Annotated in this window: 19 protein-coding genes; 3 read left to right on the top strand and 16 right to left on the bottom strand. The window is 72.3% G+C overall.

The window, feature by feature from the left end:
* Window positions 1–97: 97 nt before the first annotated feature.
* From ACZ62B_RS32630 to ACZ62B_RS32645, 4 genes are all read right to left on the bottom strand, one after another.
* Window positions 98–577, bottom strand: coding sequence for a hypothetical protein (locus ACZ62B_RS32630; protein ID WP_344555463.1), 480 nt, complete (start codon window positions 575–577; stop codon window positions 98–100).
* A gap of 183 nt (window positions 578–760) precedes the next feature.
* Window positions 761–1,114, bottom strand: a complete 354-nt coding sequence (locus tag ACZ62B_RS32635; protein WP_344555461.1) for a cytidine deaminase — start codon at window positions 1,112–1,114, stop codon at window positions 761–763.
* Between the two features lie 53 nt (window positions 1,115–1,167).
* Window positions 1,168–1,371 (bottom strand): DUF397 domain-containing protein, encoded by a 204-nt coding sequence (locus tag ACZ62B_RS32640; RefSeq protein WP_344555459.1) that lies wholly within the window; start codon window positions 1,369–1,371, stop codon window positions 1,168–1,170.
* Between the two features lie 166 nt (window positions 1,372–1,537).
* Window positions 1,538–2,434 carry a helix-turn-helix domain-containing protein gene (locus ACZ62B_RS32645; RefSeq protein ID WP_469693108.1) on the bottom strand — a complete coding sequence of 299 codons (897 nt, stop codon included), beginning with the start codon at window positions 2,432–2,434 and terminating at the stop codon, window positions 1,538–1,540.
* A gap of 433 nt (window positions 2,435–2,867) precedes the next feature.
* On the opposite strand from ACZ62B_RS32645, the gene ACZ62B_RS32650 reads away from it, so the two are divergent.
* The gene (locus ACZ62B_RS32650) at window positions 2,868–3,020 is read left to right on the top strand and encodes a hypothetical protein (RefSeq protein ID WP_468728886.1); all 153 of its coding nucleotides are present in this window, start codon (window positions 2,868–2,870) and stop codon (window positions 3,018–3,020) included.
* A 202-nt stretch (window positions 3,021–3,222) separates the two neighbouring features.
* Here ACZ62B_RS32650 and ACZ62B_RS32655 read toward each other — a convergent pair whose 3' ends face one another.
* From ACZ62B_RS32655 to ACZ62B_RS32685, 7 genes are all read right to left on the bottom strand, one after another.
* On the bottom strand, window positions 3,223–3,582 hold the full coding sequence (locus ACZ62B_RS32655; RefSeq protein ID WP_344555453.1) for an MmcQ/YjbR family DNA-binding protein: 360 nt from the start codon (window positions 3,580–3,582) through the stop codon (window positions 3,223–3,225).
* The gene (locus ACZ62B_RS32660; RefSeq protein WP_344555452.1) at window positions 3,579–4,898 is read right to left on the bottom strand and encodes a hemolysin family protein; all 1,320 of its coding nucleotides are present in this window, start codon (window positions 4,896–4,898) and stop codon (window positions 3,579–3,581) included. The genes ACZ62B_RS32655 and ACZ62B_RS32660 overlap by 4 nt, the downstream gene beginning before the upstream one ends.
* Window positions 4,895–5,392, bottom strand: coding sequence for an rRNA maturation RNase YbeY (ybeY, locus tag ACZ62B_RS32665; RefSeq protein ID WP_344555451.1), 498 nt, complete (start codon window positions 5,390–5,392; stop codon window positions 4,895–4,897). Before ybeY ends, ACZ62B_RS32660 begins: the two co-directional genes overlap by 4 nt.
* 12 nt (window positions 5,393–5,404) lie before the next feature.
* Window positions 5,405–6,475, bottom strand: coding sequence for a PhoH family protein (locus tag ACZ62B_RS32670; protein WP_451836595.1), 1,071 nt, complete (start codon window positions 6,473–6,475; stop codon window positions 5,405–5,407).
* A 462-nt stretch (window positions 6,476–6,937) separates the two neighbouring features.
* Entirely contained in the window at window positions 6,938–8,059 is a 1,122-nt protein-coding gene (locus ACZ62B_RS32675; RefSeq protein ID WP_469693111.1) for a carbohydrate kinase family protein, read from the bottom strand.
* A gap of 95 nt (window positions 8,060–8,154) precedes the next feature.
* Window positions 8,155–9,462, bottom strand: a complete 1,308-nt coding sequence (locus ACZ62B_RS32680; RefSeq protein ID WP_344555445.1) for a glucarate dehydratase family protein — start codon at window positions 9,460–9,462, stop codon at window positions 8,155–8,157.
* Entirely contained in the window at window positions 9,459–10,421 is a 963-nt protein-coding gene (locus tag ACZ62B_RS32685; protein WP_382054768.1) for a 5-dehydro-4-deoxyglucarate dehydratase, read from the bottom strand. The genes ACZ62B_RS32680 and ACZ62B_RS32685 overlap by 4 nt, the downstream gene beginning before the upstream one ends.
* 121 nt (window positions 10,422–10,542) lie before the next feature.
* Here ACZ62B_RS32685 and ACZ62B_RS32690 point away from each other — a divergent pair, with 121 nt between their 5' ends.
* Together ACZ62B_RS32690 and ACZ62B_RS32695 are read left to right on the top strand one after the other, a co-directional pair.
* Window positions 10,543–11,325: an IclR family transcriptional regulator gene (locus tag ACZ62B_RS32690; RefSeq protein ID WP_344555443.1), complete on the top strand. Its 783-nt coding sequence runs from the start codon at window positions 10,543–10,545 to the stop codon at window positions 11,323–11,325.
* A gap of 186 nt (window positions 11,326–11,511) precedes the next feature.
* Window positions 11,512–12,849: an MFS transporter gene (locus ACZ62B_RS32695; RefSeq protein ID WP_468728899.1), complete on the top strand. Its 1,338-nt coding sequence runs from the start codon at window positions 11,512–11,514 to the stop codon at window positions 12,847–12,849.
* A gap of 468 nt (window positions 12,850–13,317) precedes the next feature.
* Here ACZ62B_RS32695 and ACZ62B_RS32700 read toward each other — a convergent pair whose 3' ends face one another.
* The 5 genes from ACZ62B_RS32700 to ACZ62B_RS32720 all read right to left on the bottom strand — a co-directional run bounded on the left by ACZ62B_RS32700 (window position 13,318) and on the right by ACZ62B_RS32720 (window position 19,546).
* A complete protein-coding gene (locus ACZ62B_RS32700; RefSeq protein WP_344555439.1) occupies window positions 13,318–14,310 on the bottom strand; it encodes an adenosine deaminase in 993 nt (330 codons plus the stop codon).
* A 20-nt stretch (window positions 14,311–14,330) separates the two neighbouring features.
* The gene (locus ACZ62B_RS32705; RefSeq protein WP_344555438.1) at window positions 14,331–15,236 is read right to left on the bottom strand and encodes a ribonuclease Z; all 906 of its coding nucleotides are present in this window, start codon (window positions 15,234–15,236) and stop codon (window positions 14,331–14,333) included.
* 6 nt (window positions 15,237–15,242) lie between these two features.
* Window positions 15,243–15,596: a histidine triad nucleotide-binding protein gene (locus ACZ62B_RS32710; RefSeq protein WP_344555436.1), complete on the bottom strand. Its 354-nt coding sequence runs from the start codon at window positions 15,594–15,596 to the stop codon at window positions 15,243–15,245.
* 167 nt (window positions 15,597–15,763) lie between these two features.
* Window positions 15,764–18,970 (bottom strand): S41 family peptidase, encoded by a 3,207-nt coding sequence (locus tag ACZ62B_RS32715; protein ID WP_469693114.1) that lies wholly within the window; start codon window positions 18,968–18,970, stop codon window positions 15,764–15,766.
* Between the two features lie 45 nt (window positions 18,971–19,015).
* On the bottom strand, window positions 19,016–19,546 hold the full coding sequence (locus tag ACZ62B_RS32720) for a hypothetical protein (RefSeq protein ID WP_469693116.1): 531 nt from the start codon (window positions 19,544–19,546) through the stop codon (window positions 19,016–19,018).
* Between the last annotated feature and the right edge of the window lie 65 nt (window positions 19,547–19,611).

The raw sequence follows: 19,611 nt of genomic DNA on the forward strand, positions 1-19,611 counted from the left end.
TCCCCCCCCCCGCCACCCCTCCCCCCCCCCCCCCCCCCCCCCCCCCCCCCCCCCCCCCCCCCTGCCCCCCCCCCCCCCCCCCCCCCCCCCGGCGGGGTCAGTCGAAGACGAACGGGCCCGGCGCCTGCGGTGCGGTCGCCGTGCAGGTGATGGTGATGAAGCCGAACGCCGTCACCTTCAGCGTGCCGCCGAACGCCTCCAGGCTGTCGCCCGAGGCCACGGTCCCGGTGAGCGGGCCGACCTCGAGCGCGTCGCCGGTCGCCATGGCCGGGTTCTCGGTGCCGCTGAAGGTGACCGTGCCGCCGCCCGCCTTCACCAGGGTGAGCCTGGAGACCAGGGAGTCCTGACCGATCGCGAGGGGCGCGGTCACCGCGGAGGTGGTGATGGTGACGGTGGCGGACGTGCCGTTCTGGGTGGCCGTGAGGGTGGCGTCGCCGCCGCCCCAGCTTCCGCAGTCGGCGTCGACGGTCGCCGCCCCGGGGGCGACGGCGGCGGCGGTGGGGGCGAAGGCCAGGCCGCAGACGGCGAGAGCGCCTGCCGCCAGGGACACACCTGTTCCGAATCGTTTGCCTCTCATAGGATCCCGGTCCCTTTCCGTGTGGGGGGAACTGCTCGGCAGCGTGGGTCCGGACCCGCCGCGATCACGCCGGCTGACGCGCCGTCAGCACCGGCGGGTTCCATTGATGCGCGAGAGGCAGTGCGCGACAAGGTGGGATTCCGGCCTACTTACCGCCGGTAACAAGTGGGACCCTCCATGGCCTCAGCCCGCGGTGACCGTCTCCCGGACCGTACCGTCCGCACCGGCCACCAGGACCGGGGTCGAGGGGCCGCCGAGGTCCCGTACGGCCGCGCGGTCCTCGGGCGACGCCGACTCCGCCTCCGTCACCACGGCCGCCGCCTCCAGCGACGTCGCGCCGGACGCCACGGCCATCGCGACCGCCGTCTGCAGGGCGCTGAGCTTCAGGGAGTCCAGGGCGACGGTCCCGGCGACGTACGTACGGCCGGTCTCGTCGCGTACGGCGGCACCCTCGGGCACGCCGTTGCGGGCCCGCGCGGAACGGGCCAGGGTGACGATCTTGCGGTCCTCGGGATTCAGGTCGGTGCTCTCAGTCATGGGGTGAGCATAAGGAAGGGGGGTGGAGGCCACCTGATGGCGGGGGCACCCCCTCACGACTCCGCACGGCGAGCGGACGACGCTTCGACGAGGGAGCGGAGGAAGGAGTCCCATACGGCAGGGGTGACGGCGACGATGTCGCCGCGTCGGCGCTTCGAGTCACGGACGCGGACCTCGACGCCCGTACAGGCGACCTCGACGCAGTTGTCCGTCTGCGCGGACCTGCTGCTCTTGCGCCATGCCCATGCCTGAGTCACCCTCGACCTCCACCCCGGTTGTGGACCGCCCAGCCGGGGGCGTCCCCCGTACAGTGCCGTGGGTCACACGGCAGAACTCCCATGGTACGTGCAGAAACCACACACGCGGGCATGACAATTCTCGCCAACTTACCTCCGAAGGCGGCAAGTTGGTGACGAGTTCCGTTCAGGCGGAGTCCTGCTGCAGCAGCACCTCCAGTTCGTCTCCTCCCTCCGTGACGCGCTCCGCGAGACGTCGCAGCACCACGTCGGCTCCGTCCTTCAGCGACAGGTCCTCCAGCTCCCAGAAACGCTCCAGGTACTGCCGGGTCTCCTCCGCGGATGTCGAGGCGGTGGTCAGCCCCCGGGAGTCCTCGGTGAACAGGGAGTCCTCCATCCCCTCGGCCTGGAACTCGAACAGCGTGAACGGTCCCTGGATGCCGGGATGCGCACCGATACTGAACGGCAGGATCCGAATCGCGACGTGCGGACGCGTGGACAGCTCGGCCAGGCGCTCCAGCTGAGCCCGCATCACCCCGCGGCCCCCGGTCACACGGCGCACCACCGACTCGTCCAGGACGAAGGAGAACTCTCGCTCCTCCCCCTCCAGCACCTCCTGACGCGCAAGGCGCGATTCGACGATGCGGTCGACGTTCTCCTCGGGCATGTCCTTGCCGTACGTGCCGATCACGGCCCGCATGTACTCCTCGGTCTGCAGCAGACCCGGCAGGAGCAGCGACCCGAACTCGCGGTGGACGGACGCCGCCGACTCCAGAGCGAGGCGCTGCATGAAGTCCTTGCTGTACAGATCCCGGTACTCGGTGAACGGCATCCGTCGACTGCCCCGGGCCATGTCCAGCAGCTCATCGAGTTTGCGCCGGTCCGTGATCCCGTAGGCCGTGGCGAGCGGGCGCAGGTCGTTGACCGAGATGCCGACCTCTCCCGCCTCGATCCGGATGAGCTTGGACGGACTCCACTCCATCCGGTCGGCGACCTCACGTTGTGTCAGGCCGGCGACCACGCGGGCCTTGCGGAGTTCAGTGCGCAGCCGCAGGCGCAGCAATGCCGCACTCTTCACGGGCATGGTTGCGTCACCCCCCATCGGATCCAGCAGTGTGCAACATAGCAGATACGCATATTGCTCATCGAGACCTTTCGGGAAGGATGCGTCGGACCGAGGACATGCGAGTCTCTCCAGGTAGAGGACTACCACAGTGATCGCGCATACGCACATGGACTCCAGGCGTTCAGTCACCCTTCAATCTGCTACATGGCAGATAGGACCCACCGCATAGCCGACTCACAACAGGCTCTATACCGATACGCACCCGTCGGGTTACGCTCTCAAGCGTAACTCTCGACGAACGACCCGCTTCAGTAAGGGGGTTGATCAGCCATCAGGACGCCCAGCAGACGCAGTGAGTGCACGTCAAAGCCGTCGGTCCCACTCCGGACACAGCCCGTTCGCGGCTCGCCGAGACACGGCGACGGACGGAGCCGAGAGGAGCCGATCACCGATGTCGGACCGTCAGGAAGAACAGGAAGGAGAGCGCCGCCTCGAACGGATCAAGCACACGTGGGGGAAGCGGGTGGCCCTGGCCCTCCCGCTGATCAACCTCCTCATCGCGATCCACAAGATCGTCGACGAGTGGGTTCTCCCGTTCGTGTGACAGCAGTCAGCCCCGACCTGAGCGGCCGGGGCCGAGAGCGGCGGACGCCCTAGGAAGACGCTTCCGCTCCGAGTTTCCCTGGCAGGCGGCCCGGAGCGGTGGCGTCGTAGCGCACCGTGAGTACATTCTGCCGCCGCGCACCGGCATTGGCGAGGGGCCAGTCGGGCCAATTCAGTGTGCGCCGGGAGCACTTCCGCGTATGTCACGCCCGGTCGAGTCTCAGCCGCTCCGCCCTCGGCAGTCCCGCCACGACCAGGTCGTAGGAGTCCTCGACCAGCTCCCGGACCAGGCTGTCCGAAAGCGTTCCGTCGACCGTCACCGTGTTCCAGTGCCTCTTGTTCATGTGCCAGCCCGGGACGATCAGGTCCGGATGCTCGGCGCGGAGCCGGATCGCGTCGTCCGGGTCGCACTTGAGGTTGACCTTGAGGGGCCGCGCCTCCAGGTCCGTCAGGGCGAAGAGCTTGCCCCTGACCTTGAAGACGGAGGTCTCCGGGTTGAAGGGGAACTCCTCCACCGCCGCGTTGAAGGACAGGCACAGGGCGCGCAGCTGCTGCGGGGTCACTCCGGCCGCTCCTCCCCGTCGGCGGGCGGGTCCGCCGGATCGGCCGGGGCCACCGGCTCCACCAGCACCGTCACGATCTTGTTCCGGCGGCCGGCCGCCGCCTCGGCCGTGAGCCGCAGCTCGCGGGCGTCGGGGAGGGCGACCAGGGACGAGGCGCCCGCGATCGGCACCCGGCCGAGGTGCTTGGCGAGCAGTCCGCCGACGGTCTCCACGTCCTCGTCGTCGAACTCCTCCAGGCCGTACAGCTCGCCCAGGTCGCCGATGTCGAGGCGGGCGGTGACCCGGTAGCGGTCCTCGCCCAGCTCCTCCACGGGCGGCAGCTCACGGTCGTACTCGTCGGTGATCTCGCCGACGATCTCCTCGAGGATGTCCTCGATGGTGACGATGCCTGCGGTGCCGCCGTACTCGTCGACGGCGACGGCGACGTGGTTGCGTTCCTTCTGCATCTCGCGCAGCAGGTCGCCGGCGTTCTTGGTGTCGGGCACGAAGAACGCGGGACGCATCGCCGTGGACACCAGTTCGCTCTCGGCGTCCCGGCTGATGTGCGTCTTGCGGGCCAGGTCCTTGAGGTAGACGATCCCGACGATGTCGTCCTCGCTCTCGCCGGTCACCGGGATGCGGGAGAAACCGGAGCGCAGGGCGAGGGTGAGGGCCTGGCGGATGGTCTTGTACCGCTCGATCACCACGAGGTCGGTGCGCGGCACCATCACCTCGCGCACGAGCGTGTCGCCGAGCTCGAAGACCGAGTGCACCATGCGGCGCTCCTCGTCCTCGATCAGCGACTCCGCCTCCGCGAGGTCCACCATCGCGCGCAGCTCCGCCTCGGAGGCGAACGGTCCGCGCCTGAAGCCCTTGCCGGGGGTGAGCGCGTTGCCGATGAGGATCAGCAGGTTCGGGATCGGTCCCATGACCCGCGCGAGCGGCACCAGGACGTACGCGGCGGCCGTGGCGGTGTTCAGCGGGTGCTGGCGGCCGATGGTGCGCGGGGAGACCCCGACGGCGACGTACGACACCAGGACCATGATCGCGATGGCGATCAGCAGTGCCTCGGCGGTCCCGTCGAACTCGCGCAGGCAGCCGTAGGTGATCAGGGAGGCGGCGGCCATCTCGCAGGCGACGCGGACCAGCAGCGCCACGTTGAGGTAGCGGGTGGGGTCGCCGGCGATCTGCGCGAGTCTGGCGCCGCCCCGGCGGCCGGAGCGTACGGCCTCCTCGGCGCGGAAGCTGGAGACGCGCGCGATGCCGGCCTCCGCGGAGGCGGCCAGCCACGCGACGACGACCAGGGCGATCGCGCCGAGGACGAGTGTCGGACTCATGACACGGTCGGGGCCGGGGACGGGCCGGTGAGGCCCTTCTCCGCGCGCCAGCCGTCCACGATGGCGGCCTGCAGGCCGAACATCTCGGCCTTCTCGTCCGGTTCCTCGTGGTCGTAGCCCAGCAGGTGCAGCACACCGTGGACGGTGAGCAGCTGGAGCTCCTCGTCCATGGTGTGCCGCGTCTCCGCTTCCTGCCCCTGCTTGGTGGCGACCTCGGGGCAGAGCACGATGTCGCCGAGCAGCCCCTGCGGGGGCTCGTCGTCGTCCTTGGACGGGGGCCTCAGCTCGTCCATCGGGAACGACATGACGTCCGTCGGGCCGGGCAGGTCCATCCACTGGATGTGCAGCTGCTCCATGGCGCCGGCGTCCACGACGATCACCGAGAGTTCGGAGAGCGGGTGGATACGCATCCGCGCGAGCGCGTAGCGGGCGATGTCGAGGATCGCCTGCTCGTCGACCTCGGTTCCGGACTCGTTGTTGACGTCGATCGACATCTGGTGCTCGGTCTACTTCCCCTTGTGCCCGGACTTGCCCCGGCCGCCCTTGTGGGTGCCGTTCTCGGTGCCGTGCGTGCTGTCGTACTGCTCGTACGCGTCGACGATACGGCCCACCAGCTTGTGCCGGACGACATCGTGGGACGACAGCCGGGAGAAGTGGACGTCGTCCAGGCCCTCCAGGATGTCCTGCACCTGCCGCAGGCCGGACTTGGTGCCGTTCGGCAGGTCGACCTGCGTCACGTCACCGGTGATCACTATCTTCGAGTCGAACCCGAGGCGGGTGAGGAACATCTTCATCTGCTCGGGGCTGGTGTTCTGGGCCTCGTCGAGAATGATGAACGCGTCGTTGAGCGTGCGTCCGCGCATGTACGCGAGCGGCGCGACCTCGATCGTGCCCGCCGCCATCAGCCGGGGGATCGAGTCGGGGTCGAGCATGTCGTGCAGCGCGTCGTAGAGCGGGCGCAGGTACGGGTCGATCTTCTCGTAGAGCGTGCCCGGCAGGAAGCCGAGCCGCTCGCCGGCCTCGACGGCCGGCCGGGTCAGGATGATGCGGTTGACCTGCTTGGACTGCAGGGCCTGCACCGCCTTGGCCATGGCGAGGTACGTCTTGCCGGTGCCGGCCGGGCCGATGCCGAAGACGATGGTGTGCTTGTCGATCGCGTCGACGTAGCGCTTCTGGTTGAGCGTCTTGGGGCGGATCGTGCGGCCGCGCGAGGACAGGATGTTCTGCGTGAGCACCTGGGCCGGGGTCTCCTGGCCGTCGCTCTCCCCGTTGTCGCTCGCCTTGAGCATGGCGATCGAGCGTTCCACTGCGTCCTCCGTCATCGGCTGCCCGGTGCGGAGCACCAGCATCATCTCGTCGAACACGCGCGAAATGAGGGCGACCTCGTTCGCGTCGCCGACCGCGCTGATCTCATTGCCCCGGACGTGGATGTCGGCCCCCGGGAAGGCCTTCTCGATCACGCGCAGGAGGGCGTCTCCGGACCCCAGTACGGTCACCATGGGGTGCTGGGCGGGGACGGTGAACTGCACTCTCGCCTGCCCCTGCGCGGGGGTGTGAGCTGTGGGTGTCTGAGTCATGGGCCGGCTCTGAAGGCCTGCGGATCCTCCTAGTCACGGCCGCCTGGCTGAGGGCGACCTCGCGATTCCCAGGGTACGACGCAGGGGTGACAACTCCGTAGGCCTTTTAACGGACCGAGCCGGAACCGTGCCCCGGCCCCGCGGCCCGCCTTTCAGCCCACCGAGCCGGAACCGCGCCCCGAACCCATGGCCCGCCTCCCAACCCACCGAGCCGGAACCGCGCCCCGAACCCATGGCCCGCCTCCCAGCCCACCGAGCCGGGACGACACCCCGGCCCCGTGGCCCACTTCTCAGCCCACCGAGTCGGGTGGTGGGTGGGCACAGGCCGGGGGTCCAGGGGGCGGGAGCCCCCTGGCGGGGGTGCGGGGGCGGAGCCCCCGGAGCGGGGCGTGGAGGCGGAGCCCCGACAACAAAAGTGCGGGGCGGCCCCCGGCGACAAAAACGTGGGGGCGGGCCCCCGTTTCATGCCGACCGGCGGAAGCCGATCGTCGGCACCGCCCGCCGCAGCGGCCACGGCCGCACCAGTTCCCCCGAGACCAGCCCCGCCAGGAACTCGTACCGCCCCAGAGCCGAGGGGTCCTGCCCCTCGACCGACCGCACCCGCCGCCACCACGCCCCGATCTCCGTCCACCCCGGCGCCGACAGCGACCCCCCGAACTCCTGGACGGACAGCGCCGCCGTGAGCCCCGCGAAGGCGAGCCGGTCGGCCAACGGCCACCCCGCCAGCGACCCCGTGACGAACCCGGCGACGAACACGTCCCCCGCCCCGGTCGGATCCAGCGCCTCCACCTCGATCGCCGGCACCGACGCCGTCTCCCCCGTACGCCGGTCCACCGCGTACGCGCCCTCCGCGCCCAGGGTGACGACCGCGACCGGCACGTGCTCGGTGAGGGCGTGCGCCGCCGCGCGCGGGCAGTCCGTGCCGGTGTACCGCACCGCCTCCTCCGCGTTCGGCAGGAACGCCTCGCAGTGCCGCAGGTCGGGCAGCGCGGCCAGGTCCCACGCCCCGGTGTCGTCCCAGCCGACGTCACCGAAGACGCGCGCCCCCTTGCGCGCGGCCTGCGCGATCCACGGCGCGCTGCGGCCCGGCGTGAGGGAGGCGACGGCGGCACGCGCGCGGGGCGGGCAGTCGGGGGCGGGCTCCTCGGGCGGGGGTTCGTGGCCGTGGGAGACCATCGTGCGCTCACCGTCGTACGCCATGGAGACGGTGACCGGCGAGTGCCAGCCGGGGACCGTGCGCGAGAGGGAGAGGTCGATGCCCTCGCCCTGCTCCAGCGCGTCCCAGCAGTACTCGCCGTAGTGGTCGTCGCCGAAGGCCGCCGCGAGGGAGGTGCGCAGGCCGAGGCGGGCCAGGGCGGTGGCCATGTTGGCGACGCCGCCGGGGCTCGACCCCATCCCGCGTGCCCAGGACTCGGTCCCGCGCACCGGGGCGGAGTCGAGCCCGGTGAAGACGATGTCGAGGAAGACGGTGCCGGTGAGGTAGACGTCCCAGGGCGGGTCGTCCGGTGCGCGCAGGGCGGCGAGGGGATCGACCTGGGACGAGCAGTGCGGTCCCTCGATGCGTGCTTTCCGGGTGGACGCCATCACGGTGCGCTCCCTGACGTGGTGCGGTTCAGGCCAGTGTGCACCACACCACTGACAGCGTGACGGCCGTCACTCCACGTCCACCCGTCGGAGGGTCACCAGCGCGGCACGGCCGGTGTGACCCACTCCGGGTCGGCGACGCGCATGGCCGCCGCGTCGTCGCGGTCCCGCAGCGAACCGTCGTCGTCGAGCCAGCGCTGGTGGAGGACCTCCAGCCGGTCGCGGTCGAGCTCGACGCCGAGGCCGGGCGCGTCGGAGACCCTCACGGCGCCGTTCTCGAAGGTGAGGCGCTCGGTGAGGACGTCCTCCGACTGCCAGGGGTAGTGGGAGTCGCAGGCGTGGTGCAGGTCGGGCACGGTGGCCGCCACGTGGGTCATCGCGGCGAGGCTGATGCCCAGGTGGGTGTTGGAGTGCATGGAGACGCCGACGCCGAAGGTGCGGCAGATCGCGGCGAGCTGCTGGGTGTTGCGCAGTCCGCCCCAGTAGTGGTGGTCGGAGAGGACGACCTGGACGGCGCCCCGCGTGAACGCCTCCTTGATCTCGGCGAACGTCGTCACGCACATGTTGGTGGCGAGCGGCACCCCGGTGCGGGCGGCCACCTCGGCCATGGCGGGGGTGCCCAGCGCGGGGTCCTCCAGGTATTCGAGGACGTCCCCGAGTTCCCCGGCCACCTTCAGCGAGGTCTCCACGGACCAGGCGCCGTTGGGGTCGAGGCGCAGGGGGTGTCCGGGGAACGCGGCGGCGAGGGCGCGTACGGCCGCGATCTCCTCGTCGGGCGGGAAGACGCCGCCCTTGAGCTTGAAGGAGGTGAAGCCGTACCGCTCCGTGAAGATCCGGGCCTGCTCGACGACGCCGGCCGGGTCGACGGCGGCACCCCAGTCGTCCTTCTCCGCCGTCACGCCGTCCGGATGGTCGGCCCACTTGTAGAAGAGGTACGCGCTGTACTCGACGGCGTCGCGGACCTTGCCGCCGAGCAGGGCGTGCACGGGCAGGCCGAGGCTCTTGCCGAGGGCGTCGAGGCAGGCCACCTCGAAGGCGGAGAGCACGGACAGGCGCAGCTTGTCGGCGGTCTGCACGCCGCGCAGTCCGCCGACGTCGACCTGCCCGGAGACCTGGGAGGCGTCGACGGCGACCTCGTCGGCCTCGGTGAACAGCCGGTTCAGCTCGCCCACCTGACGGCCGACGAGCCGGTCGGCGAGGGGCCGCGCCAGGTCCAGGTACTTGGTGTCGCCGTAGGTCTCGCCGAGGCCGGTGGTGCCGTCGGCGGTGACCACCTCGACGATCAGGCGGGGGGTGTACGGCTGGTGGACGCCCTGCGTGTTGAGCAGGGGCGGGTCGGCGACGAGGATCGGCGTGAGGCGGACCTCGGTGACGGTCAGGTCGCGGGAGGTCGGCGTGGTCACAGGGCGGCTCCTACGAGGTCGAGTCCGGTGGTGAGGAGGGTCCGGAGGTCGGCGAGGTCGCCGGGCGTGGGGTCGGTGAGGGGGGCGCGCACGGGGCCCACGGGGCGTCCGCGCAGCCGGGCCGCCGCCTTCACCAGCGACACCGCGTATCCGGGGACGCGGTCGCGCAGTTCGACGAACGGCACGTAGAAGTCGCGCAGCAGCTTGTCGACGGTGCCGTGGTCGCCGTCGCGCAGCGCGGTGAAGCAGGCGTTCGCGATCTCGGGGGCGAAGGCGTGGACGGCGGAGGAGTAGGCGGGGACGCCGACGGTGGCGTAGGCGCGGGCCTGGATCTCGGCGGTGGCGGCGCCGTTGAAGAAGAGGAAGCCCTCGGGGGCGGCGAGGGTGAGGCGCTGGAGGCGGTCGAGGTCGCTGTGGCCGTCCTTGAGGCCGATGACGTTCGGCAGGGCGGCGATCCGCCTGAGCGAGTCGGCGGTGTAGGCGACCTGGCCGCGCTGGTAGGTGATCAGCGGCAGCCGGGTGCGGGCGGCGACGGCTTCGAGCTGGGCGACGAGGCCGTCCTGTGGGGCGGCGACGAGGTAGTGCGGCAGGACGAGGAGGGCGTCGGCGCCGGCCTCCTCGGCGATGCGGGCGAAGCGGGTGGCCTGCGCCCAGCCGTAGCCGACGCCGGCGACGACCGGCGCCCGGCCCGCGCTCTCCTCGACGGTGATGGTGACGACCTGCCGGTACTCGTCCTCGTCCAGGGAGAAGAACTCGCCGGTGCCGCAGGCGGGGAAGACGGCGCCGGGGGCGGTAGCGATCCGTTCGGCGACGTAGGCGCGGAAGCCGTCCGGGTCGAGGGAGCCGTCCTCGTGGAAGGCGGTGAGCGGGAAGGACAGCACCCCGTTCGCCATCCCGTCCTTCAGGCGTCGCGCCACGGCGGCCGTACCGCTCTGGTCCGTATCGGGACTCACCCTCACTCATCTCCCCATGTAGACGTCATCCATGTATGAAAATGAAGGTTAAGTAGGCGAACGACAACCGTCAATGGCCCGGCACGGACCTCCTCCCGCCGGACCACGGCCGGACTACGATCGGCGCATGTCGGAGACAGGGGGCGTGCGCGAGGTCAAGTCCGCCGCGCGCACGATGGAGGTACTGGAACTGCTCGCCGCGCGCGGTGACCGTCCGGCGCGCCTCCAGGAGCTGGCGGACGCGCTGAAGGTGCCGCGCAGCTCGATGTACGCGCTGCTGCAGACCCTGATCTCGCGCGGCTGGGTCCGTACCGACGTCACCGGCTCGCTGTACGGCATCGGCATCCGCGCCCTGCTCACCGGCACCAGCTACCTCGACTCGGACCCGCGCGTGCGGGCCGTGCGCCCGTATCTGGACGAGGCGTCCGACGCGCTGGGCGAGACGATCCACATGGGGCGGCTGGACGGCCACGACGTGGCGTACCTGGCGACCCGCGAGTCGCACGAATACCTCAGGACGATCAGCAGGGTGGGGCGGCGGCTGCCGGCGCACGTGGGCGCGCTCGGCAAGGCGCTGCTGGCGGAGCGGCCGGACGAGGAGCTGCCCGAGGGGCCGTACGAGGCGGCCACGCCGAACACGCACACCTCGCGGGAGTCGCTGGCCGCCGATCTGGCCGGGGTGCGGGAGCGCGGTTACTCCGTGGACCGCGAGGAGGGCGTGCCCGGGATCGTCGGCTTCGGGTTCGCCCTGCGGTACGCCTCGCCCGCGCAGGACGCCATCAGCTGCTCGGTGCCGGTGGCCCGGCTGACGCCGGAGCGGGAGGAGCGGATCGTCGCCGTGATGCGGGAGATCCGGACGAAGGTGGAGACGACGATTCCCGCAGGTGGCGGGGCCATTCACTGGCGGTAGCGGACGCCGCTACCCGGCCTCGCCGAACCCCAAACGCAAGAGTGGTTCAGATCACACCTCGCGCGCTCCCGTTGCCCTCCCCCCGCTTGATACAAATTGCCCGCGCGCTCCTGTCAGTCGACGGTCGTCGCCCCCTCCCTCCCCACGGTCCTCGCACCGTCCCTTTCGCACGCCCTGGGAACGCCCGTGTTCGCCCCCCGCACCGCCCCCTGGCCCCTCGTCGCCCTTTTCACGGCCGGGTACCTCGCCCCGTACCTGCTGCCGACCACCGTCGGCCGGCTGGAACGCGGGCTCGGACTCTCCGCCACCCAGGCCGGAGCCGTCGGCAGCGCGCTGCTGCTGAGCTCGGCGACCGCCGGGTTCCTGCTGGCGTCGCGCGTGGAACGGGTCGGGGCGCGGACCCTGGCCCGGCTGGGTCTGCTGCTGGCCGCCGTCGGCTACGGCGGGGCCGCCCTCACCACCTCCGTACCGGCCGTCGTCGCCGGCGCGGTGATCGGCGGGTTCGGCTCGGGCACGGCCACGACGGTCGCCGCCACCCGGATCGCCGCCGAACGCGACCCGCACCGGGCGTCCGCCCTCGGGCTGCTCAGTGTCTCCGCGCTCGCGGGGACGGTGTACCTGACGGTGCCGCGGCTGCCGGGACACGGGCTCACCCTGGCCGCCATCGCCCTGACCGCGCTGGCCGTGTGGCCGCTGACGTCCCGGCTGCCGGCCGGCACGCCCGGTCCGCGCCGCACCGGGCCCGACGACACCGCCGCCGCCCGGCTGCCGCACCGGCGTTCCGGCATGGTCCTCGCCGGCACCATGCTGCTGTGGTCGCTCGCCCAGAACGCGCTGTGGGGCGTGAGCGGGCGCATCGGGGTCGGCCAGGCGCACCTGTCCGAGCCGACCGTGGGCGTCGTCTTCGCGGTGGCGCTGGGCGCCGGGCTGCTGGGCGTCCTGGGCGCGGGCGCGCTGGGGCCGCGGCTGGGGCGGGCGCTGCCCATCGGAGGCGGCACGGTCCTCATCGCCGGCTGCATCGCGCTCAGCGCCTCGGCGACCGGTCTGGGCAGCTTCGCCACCGGTGAGATCGCCTGGAACGCGATCTACCCGGTGGTGCTGTCGTACCTGATCGGGCTGGCGGCCTCGCTGGATCCGCGGGGGCGGTGGGCGGTGCTGGTCGGTTCGGCGTCGTCGCTGGGGACCGCCGCGGGACCGCTGACCGGCAGCGTGCTGTCCGCGCAGGCCGGGTTCCCGGTGATGGGCGCGGTGCTCGGGGTCGGTCTGCTGCTGGTCGCGCTGCCGATGACCGCGGTCGCGCTGCACACGGGGGGACGTCCGCTGCTGCCGGGGGCGGTCCGCCGCCGTGGTGGTCACCCGGCGGCGGCGGTGGTCGCGGCGGCGCCGGGCACCCCGACGGGCACGGTCCCCGAGGTCGGCGCCCCGGAACAGCCGGTCGTCGAGATCCCCCTCGACGGCACCCCGGCCCCGGCCCAGCGCACCTACGACACGGCAGCGGCAACCCGGGCGCCGGGCGCCCACTGAACCACCCCGCGCGCCCGCGCTCCCCCGCTCCCCCGCTTCCCCGCTTCCGCGCCCCGCGCTCCCCCGCTCCCCCGCTCCCCTGCTCCCCCGCTTCCGCGCCCCCGCGCTCCCCCGCTTCCGCGCCCCCGCGCTTCCCCGCTTCCGCGCTTCCGCGCCCCCGCGCTTCCCCGCTTCCGCGCTTCCGCGCTTCCGCGCCCCCGCGCTTCCGCGCTTCCGCGGGCAATCGTGCCGCAGGGCGGCACGGGTGGGCGCGACGGCACCCCGCGAACGCCGGGCTGCGCAACACCCCCCGCCCGGCCGAAACCCGGCGCGCCTACGACACGGCGGCGGCAACGCGGGCGCCCGCTTGGGCTGGACGGGGGTCGGTTTCGCTCGCCGGCGCTTGCCGGGTGCCGCTGCGCCCACCCGTGCCGCCCCAGCGGCACGACTGCCCGCAGCGGCGGCGGCACGACTGCCGCAGCTGCGTGGTCAGGAGAAGTCGTACGCCTCCACCTCGGCGAGGTACCGGGTCCGTAGGTCCTCGTCGTCTTCCAGGAACGAGGCCAGGAAGGAGTTGCGGGCCAGCTCGCGCAGGCGTTCCGGGCCGAGGCCCAGGGTCTCGCGCACCGCGTCGAAGTTGTCCCCGGCGTAGCCGCCGAAGTACGCCGGGTCGTCGGAGTTGACCGTGCACATCAGCCCCGCGTCGAGCATCGCGGGCAGCGGGTGGTCGGCGAGGGTGTCCACGGTGCGCAGCCGGACGTTGGACAGCGGGCACAGCGTCAGCGGCACGCGTTCCCGCACCAGCCGCTCCACCAGCACCGGATCCTCCACACACCGCAGCCCGTGGTCGACCCGCTCCACCCCGAGGACGTCCAGCGCCTCGGTGATGTACTCCGGCGGCCCCTCCTCCCCCGCGTGAGCGACCCGCCGCAGCCCCAGCGCGGCAGCGGCCTCGTACACCTCCCGGAACTTCACCGGCGGATGCCCGACCTCCGCCGAGTCCAGCCCGACCCCGGTGATCCGGTCCAGATACGGCTTCGCGGCGTCCAGCGTCGCCAGCGCCGACTCGGCGGACTCGTCCCGCAGGAAACACATGATCAGCCGGGTCGAGACACCGTGCGTCTCCCCGCTCCGGCCCAGCGCCCGCCACAGCCCCTCGACCACCGTGCCCATGCCGACCCCCCGCGCCATGTGCGCCTGCGGATCGAAGAAGATCTCCGCGTGCCGCACACCCTGCGCGGCGGCGCGGGCGAGGTAGGCGTCGGCGAGGTCCTCGAAGTCCCGCTCGGTGCGCAGGACGGCCATGAGCTCGTAGTACAGGTCCAGGAAGGACTGCAGGTCCTCGAAGCGGTACGCCTCACGGAGCGCGTCGGTGTCGGCGTAGGGCAGCTCGACACCGTTGCGCTCGGCCAGGGCGAAGGCCAGCTCGGGCTCAAGGGTGCCTTCGATATGAAGGTGCAGTTCGGCTTTTGGTACGGGCATCGAAATATCGTACGGCGTTTTCACCGACGCTTCGGAAGCGCCACCCGTTGCAGATCACGCGCCACGGTCAGCTCGCCCTCGTACCCGGCCGCCCGCGCCTGCCGCTCGAACTCCTCCGGGTCGGAGTAGCGCTGACTGAAGTGGGTGAGGACGAGATGCCGTACGCCCGCCTCGCGCGCCACCCGGGCCGCCTGCCCGGCGGTCAGATGGCCGAAGTCGACGGCGAGCGCCTCGTCCTCGTCGAGGAACGTCGACTCGATGACCAGCATGTCGCAGCCCTCGGCGAGCGCGTACACCCCGTCGCACAGCCGGGTGTCCATGACGAACGCGAACCGCTGCCCGCGCCGCACCTCGCTGACCTCCTCCAGCGGAACCCCGTCGAGCACGCCCTCGCGCTGGATGCGGCCGACGTCCGGGCCCTTGATGCCGTGCGCGGCCAGCCGCTCGGGCAGCATGCGCCGGCCGTCGGGTTCGACCAGGCGGTAACCGTACGCCTCGACGGGATGGGACAGCTTCCGCGCCTCCAGCGTGTAGCCGGGGGTGCGGTCGAGGGGGCCGTCGGTGTCGACCGGGGCCTCGGTGAGGGCGACGGTCTCGCGGTAGGCGGTGGCGTAGCGCAGCCGGTCGAAGAAACGCTGCCCGGAGCGCGGGTAGTGGGCGGTGATCTCGTGCGGCACCTTGTCGAGGTTGACGCGCTGGATCACCCCGGCGAGACCGAGGGAGTGGTCGCCGTGGAAGTGGGTGACGCAGATCCGGTTCAGGTCGTGGGCGGCCACCCCGGCGCGCAGCATCTGGCGCTGGGTGCCCTCACCGGGGTCGAACAGGATGCCCTCGCCGTCCCAGCGCAGCAGGTAGCCGTTGTGGTTGCGGTGCCGGGTGGGGACCTGGCTGGCGGTGCCGAGCACCACCAGTTCGCGTGCGGACAAGGCGGCTTATCCGGGGGGCCACTCGAGACCGCGGCCGCCCAGGACGTGGGCGTGCGCGTGCCAGACGGTCTGGCCGGCGCCGCTGCCGGTGTTGAAGACGATGCGGTAGCTCTCCAGCTTCTCGTCGTCGGCGACGGCCTGCGTCTCCCGCAGCACGTCCGCGGCGAGCCCGGGCGCGGCGGCGGCGAGGGCGGCGGCGTCCCGGTGATGCGCCTTCGGGATCACCAGCACATGGGTGGGCGCCTGGGGGTTTATGTCACGGAACGCGACCGTGGTCTCCGTCTCCCGCACGATCGTCGCCGGAATGCTCCCGTCGACGATCTTGCAGAACAGACAGTCGTCCTGAGGCTCCCCAGCCATACACCCTCCTCAAGCCAGCTGATCAAGTACGAAGCATCGTACCCGCGGGCAGTCGTGCCGGGGCGGGGGCAGTCTCGCTTACCGGCGCTCGCCGGATGCCGTCGCGCCCACCCGTGCCGCCCTGCGGCACGATTGCCCGCGGGAACGCCATAGCTGCGCCCACCCGCTCACGACAACGTCGGCGGCACCTTCGCCGGCGTGGCCTCCAGCGCCTCCAGCGCCAGCCTCACCGCCGCGTCCAACTGCACGTCCCGCCCCGCCGCGTGGTCCTGCGGCCGCTGCACGACCTCCACATCGGGATCGACCCCGTGGTTCTCCACGTCCCACCCGTACCCCTCCAGCCAGAAGGCGTACTTCGGCTGAGTGACGAGCGTCCCGTCCACCAGCCGGTACCGGCTGTCGATGCCGATCACGCCTCCCCACGTACGGGTACCGACCACGGGCCCGATCCCCAGCGCACGGATCGCCGCGTTGACGATGTCCCCGTCGGACCCGGAGAACTCATTGGCGACGGCCACCACCGGCCCCCGGGGCGCGTCCCTCGGGTAGCTCTCCGCCCGCATCCCCCGGGGCAGATCCCACCCCACGACCCGCCGGGCCAGCTTCTCCACCACGAGCTGCGACGTGTGCCCGCCCCGGTTCTCCCGCACATCCACGACGAGCCCCTCCCGCAGCACCTCCACCCGCAGGTCGCGATGGATCTGCGCCCACCCGGGCGCCTGCATGTCGGGGACGTGGATGTACCCCAGCCGTCCGCCGGACTTCTCCAGCACATACGCCCGCCGGTCCGCGACCCACGCGTGGTACCGCAGCGGCTCCTCGTCGGCGAGCGGCACCACCACCGCGTGCCGCGGCTCGCCGCCCCCCGCGGGCGACACCGTCAGTTCCACCGGCTTCCCCGCCGTCCCGACCAGCAGCGGCGCCGGCCCGGTCACCGGATCGACCGGCTGCCCGGCGACGGCGACGATCGCGTCCCCCACCCGTACGGCGACCCCCGGCGCGGCGAGCGGCGACCGGGCGTCCGGGTCGGACGTCTCCGCGGGCAGGATCCGGTCCACCCGCCAACCGCCGTCCTCGTGACGGGAGATGTCCGCCCCGAGCAGCCCCTGCCGCGCCCCGTCGCCGTAGCCGCCGCGCGGGATGACGTAGGCGTGCGAGGTGCCGAGTTCGCCGTGCACCTCCCACAGCAGGTCCACCAGGTCGTCGTGGGTGGCGAGCCGGTCGAGCACGGGCCGGTACCGGTCCAGGACCCCGTCCCAGTCCACACCGTTCATGTCGGGACGCCAGAAGTTGTCCCGCATGATGCGGCCGTTCTCGTCGAACATCTGCCGCCACTCGACGGCCGGGTCGACGAACTGGCGTACGCGGTCCAGGTCGACGGTGATGTTGGTGTCGCTGTCGTCGTCGCCGGAGGCGCGCCGGTCGCTGGGTACGACCTTCAGCCGCCCGTCCGTCCACAGCAGCACCCGCTTGCCGTCGCCGCTGACCTCGAAGTGGTCGGCGTCCACGGCCAGGTGCTCGATGCGCTGCTGGGCGAGGTCGTAGCGCTCCAGGTCGGTCTTGGGGTCCGGGTCGTCGGGCGTGGCGCGGGACGCGCCGAGCACGCCGCGCACCGGGTGCCGCAGCCACAGCACCCCGTCCTTGGCGGCGCGCAGGTTGGTGTAGCGGGCGGCCTCCACCGGGAACGGCACGATGCGGTCGGCGAGGCCGTCGAGGTCGATGCGGGTGGTGGGGGTGCCCTCGCTGTCGGGTGTCTCGTCGCGGTCCGGTGTCTCGAAGGGCCTGCCGTGCCGCTGCGGGCCGAACGGCGACGGGGTGGTCGCCGCGAGGGTGATCAGGTACGGCCGTACGCCCTCGACGAAGGCCAGGTCGAAGACGTGCTCGTCGTAGACCGGGTCGAAGGAGCGGGTCGACAGGAACGCGAGGTGCTTGCCGTCGAGGGTGAAGGCGGGCGCGTAGTCCCGGAAGCGCAGCGGGGTCGCCTCGGTGACCGACAGGTCGGTGGTGTTGGCGAGCTTGAGCTGGCTGAGCGGGCTCGGGCCGGGATGGGACCAGGCGAGCCAGGCGGAGTCGGGCGAGAAGACCAGCCCGGAGACGTCGCCGTCCTCGCTGCGGTCGACCTCGCGGACCTCACCGGTCTCCCGCTCGACGAGGAGGACCCGGCCGTCGTGGGAGGCGACGGCGGCGCGGCTGCCGTCGGGGGCCATGGCGAGCCCCACGACGCGGCCCAGCCGCCCGGCGGCGATCCGGCGCGGGGTGGCGCCCGGGGCGAGTCCGGTGGCTGGGGCGAACTCCAGGGCGTCGTCACCCTCGGCGTCGGTCACCCACACCACCCACTCCTCGCCGTCGGCGCGGAAGACGCGGGGCCGCCGGGCCCGTACGCCCGGGGTCGCGGCGAGCGCGCGGGCGGGGCCGGCGCGGTGGGTGACCCAGTGGACGGTGCCGCGCACGCAGACGGCGCTGCCGCGCGCGGTGTGGTCGGGGGCCGCGGCGCCGAACCAGCGGGCGGCGTTCACCGGGAACGGCTGGAGGTCGACGCGCTGCCCGCCGAGCCGGATGTCGAGGCGGCGCGGCCCGTCCCCGTCCAGGCCGTCCAGCAGCCACAGTTCACCGGCGCTGGAGTAGACGACGCGGGTGCCGTCGGTGGAGGCGTGGCGGGCGTAGAAGCTGTCGAGCGGGGTGTGCCGGCGCAGGTCCGATCCGTCGGCGAGGGAGGAGTACAGGGCGCCGGTGCCCTCGTGGTCGGAGAGGAACGCGATCCTGTCCCCCACCCACAGCGGGCACTCGATGTTCCCGTCGAGGTCCTCGTGCAGCCGTACGAACTCGCCGTCGCCCTCGCGGTCGATCCACAGCTTGCCCGCCGTACCGCCCCGGTAGCGCTTCCACCAGGCGGCCTCGCGGCTCATCGGCGCGGACAGCAGCACGGTGTGCGGTCCCTGGGCGACGTCACCGACGGGGCCGTAGGGCAGGGTGGTGGCGGGGCCTCCGTCGAGGGGGACGGCGCGGGCCCAGGTGCGGCGGAAACTGGCCTGGCCCTGGGAGCTGGTCACCAGGACCCGGCCGTCCGCCGTCCAGCCGCGCGTCCGGGTGGTGGTGCTGCCCCAGTGGGTGAGGCGTCTGGCGGGGCCGCCGTCGACGGGCGCGATGTGCACCTCGGGAGCGCCGTCGCGGGTGGAGGTCCAGGCGACGGTGGTGCCGTCGGGCGAGATACGGGGCTGGGTCACGGGCACGTTGTCGGCGCTGACCCGCCAGGCCCGGCCGCCGTCGAGCGGGGCGAGCCACACGTCGTCCTCGGCGGTGAAGGCGACCAACTCGCCGTGCAGATGCGGGAACCGGAGATAAGCGGCGGATGCGACCGATGCGGGCTGTGTCACCCGATCACCCTATGCACGGGGGAGGCGCCTGGACAGAGGTTTGGATCACTTGCCCTCGACGGGGCGACAGGAGGGGTACTGCTCGCACCACACGGTCGTCGTGACGGTCACGGTGACGGTGGGATCGGGGCCGGGGTCCTGTCCGCGCCGAGTGGGTTCGCCCACGCGCGGCGGGCTGGTGGAGTCGCAGTCGCCCAGGCCGTCGACCCGGAACAGCTGCTTCCCGTCGACCTTCGCGGTGAGGTTGCCGCGTACGCAGGCGTTGTTGACGGCGTGGGTGATCTTCCCGGTGACGGTGATCTCCCTGCCGTCCTGGGTCTCGCCCTTGCAGTCGACGGAGGCGACGGTGTCCTGGCCCTTCTCGTCCCCGAAGGAGCCGGTGCAGCTGAGCCAGCGCACGTCGGCCTTCCGCCGGTTGAGTTCCTCGGTCACGGTCGCGTCGGTCGTGAACGCGACGGCTGCGGAGCTGAGTCCGCCGCCTTCGCACGCGGTGGCCCCGATTACGGCGGCCACGGCGAAGCCGACGGCGAGCACCTGTCGTCGCCACCGGCGTGGAACCCTTTTCATCGCCCCCATGAACGGCAGCCTGCCACCGTCACCGGCGGGGCGGTAGGGCGCATATGGCCACTTGGTTGTTCGCC

The organism is Streptomyces sp. NPDC053426 (assembly GCF_055585405.1).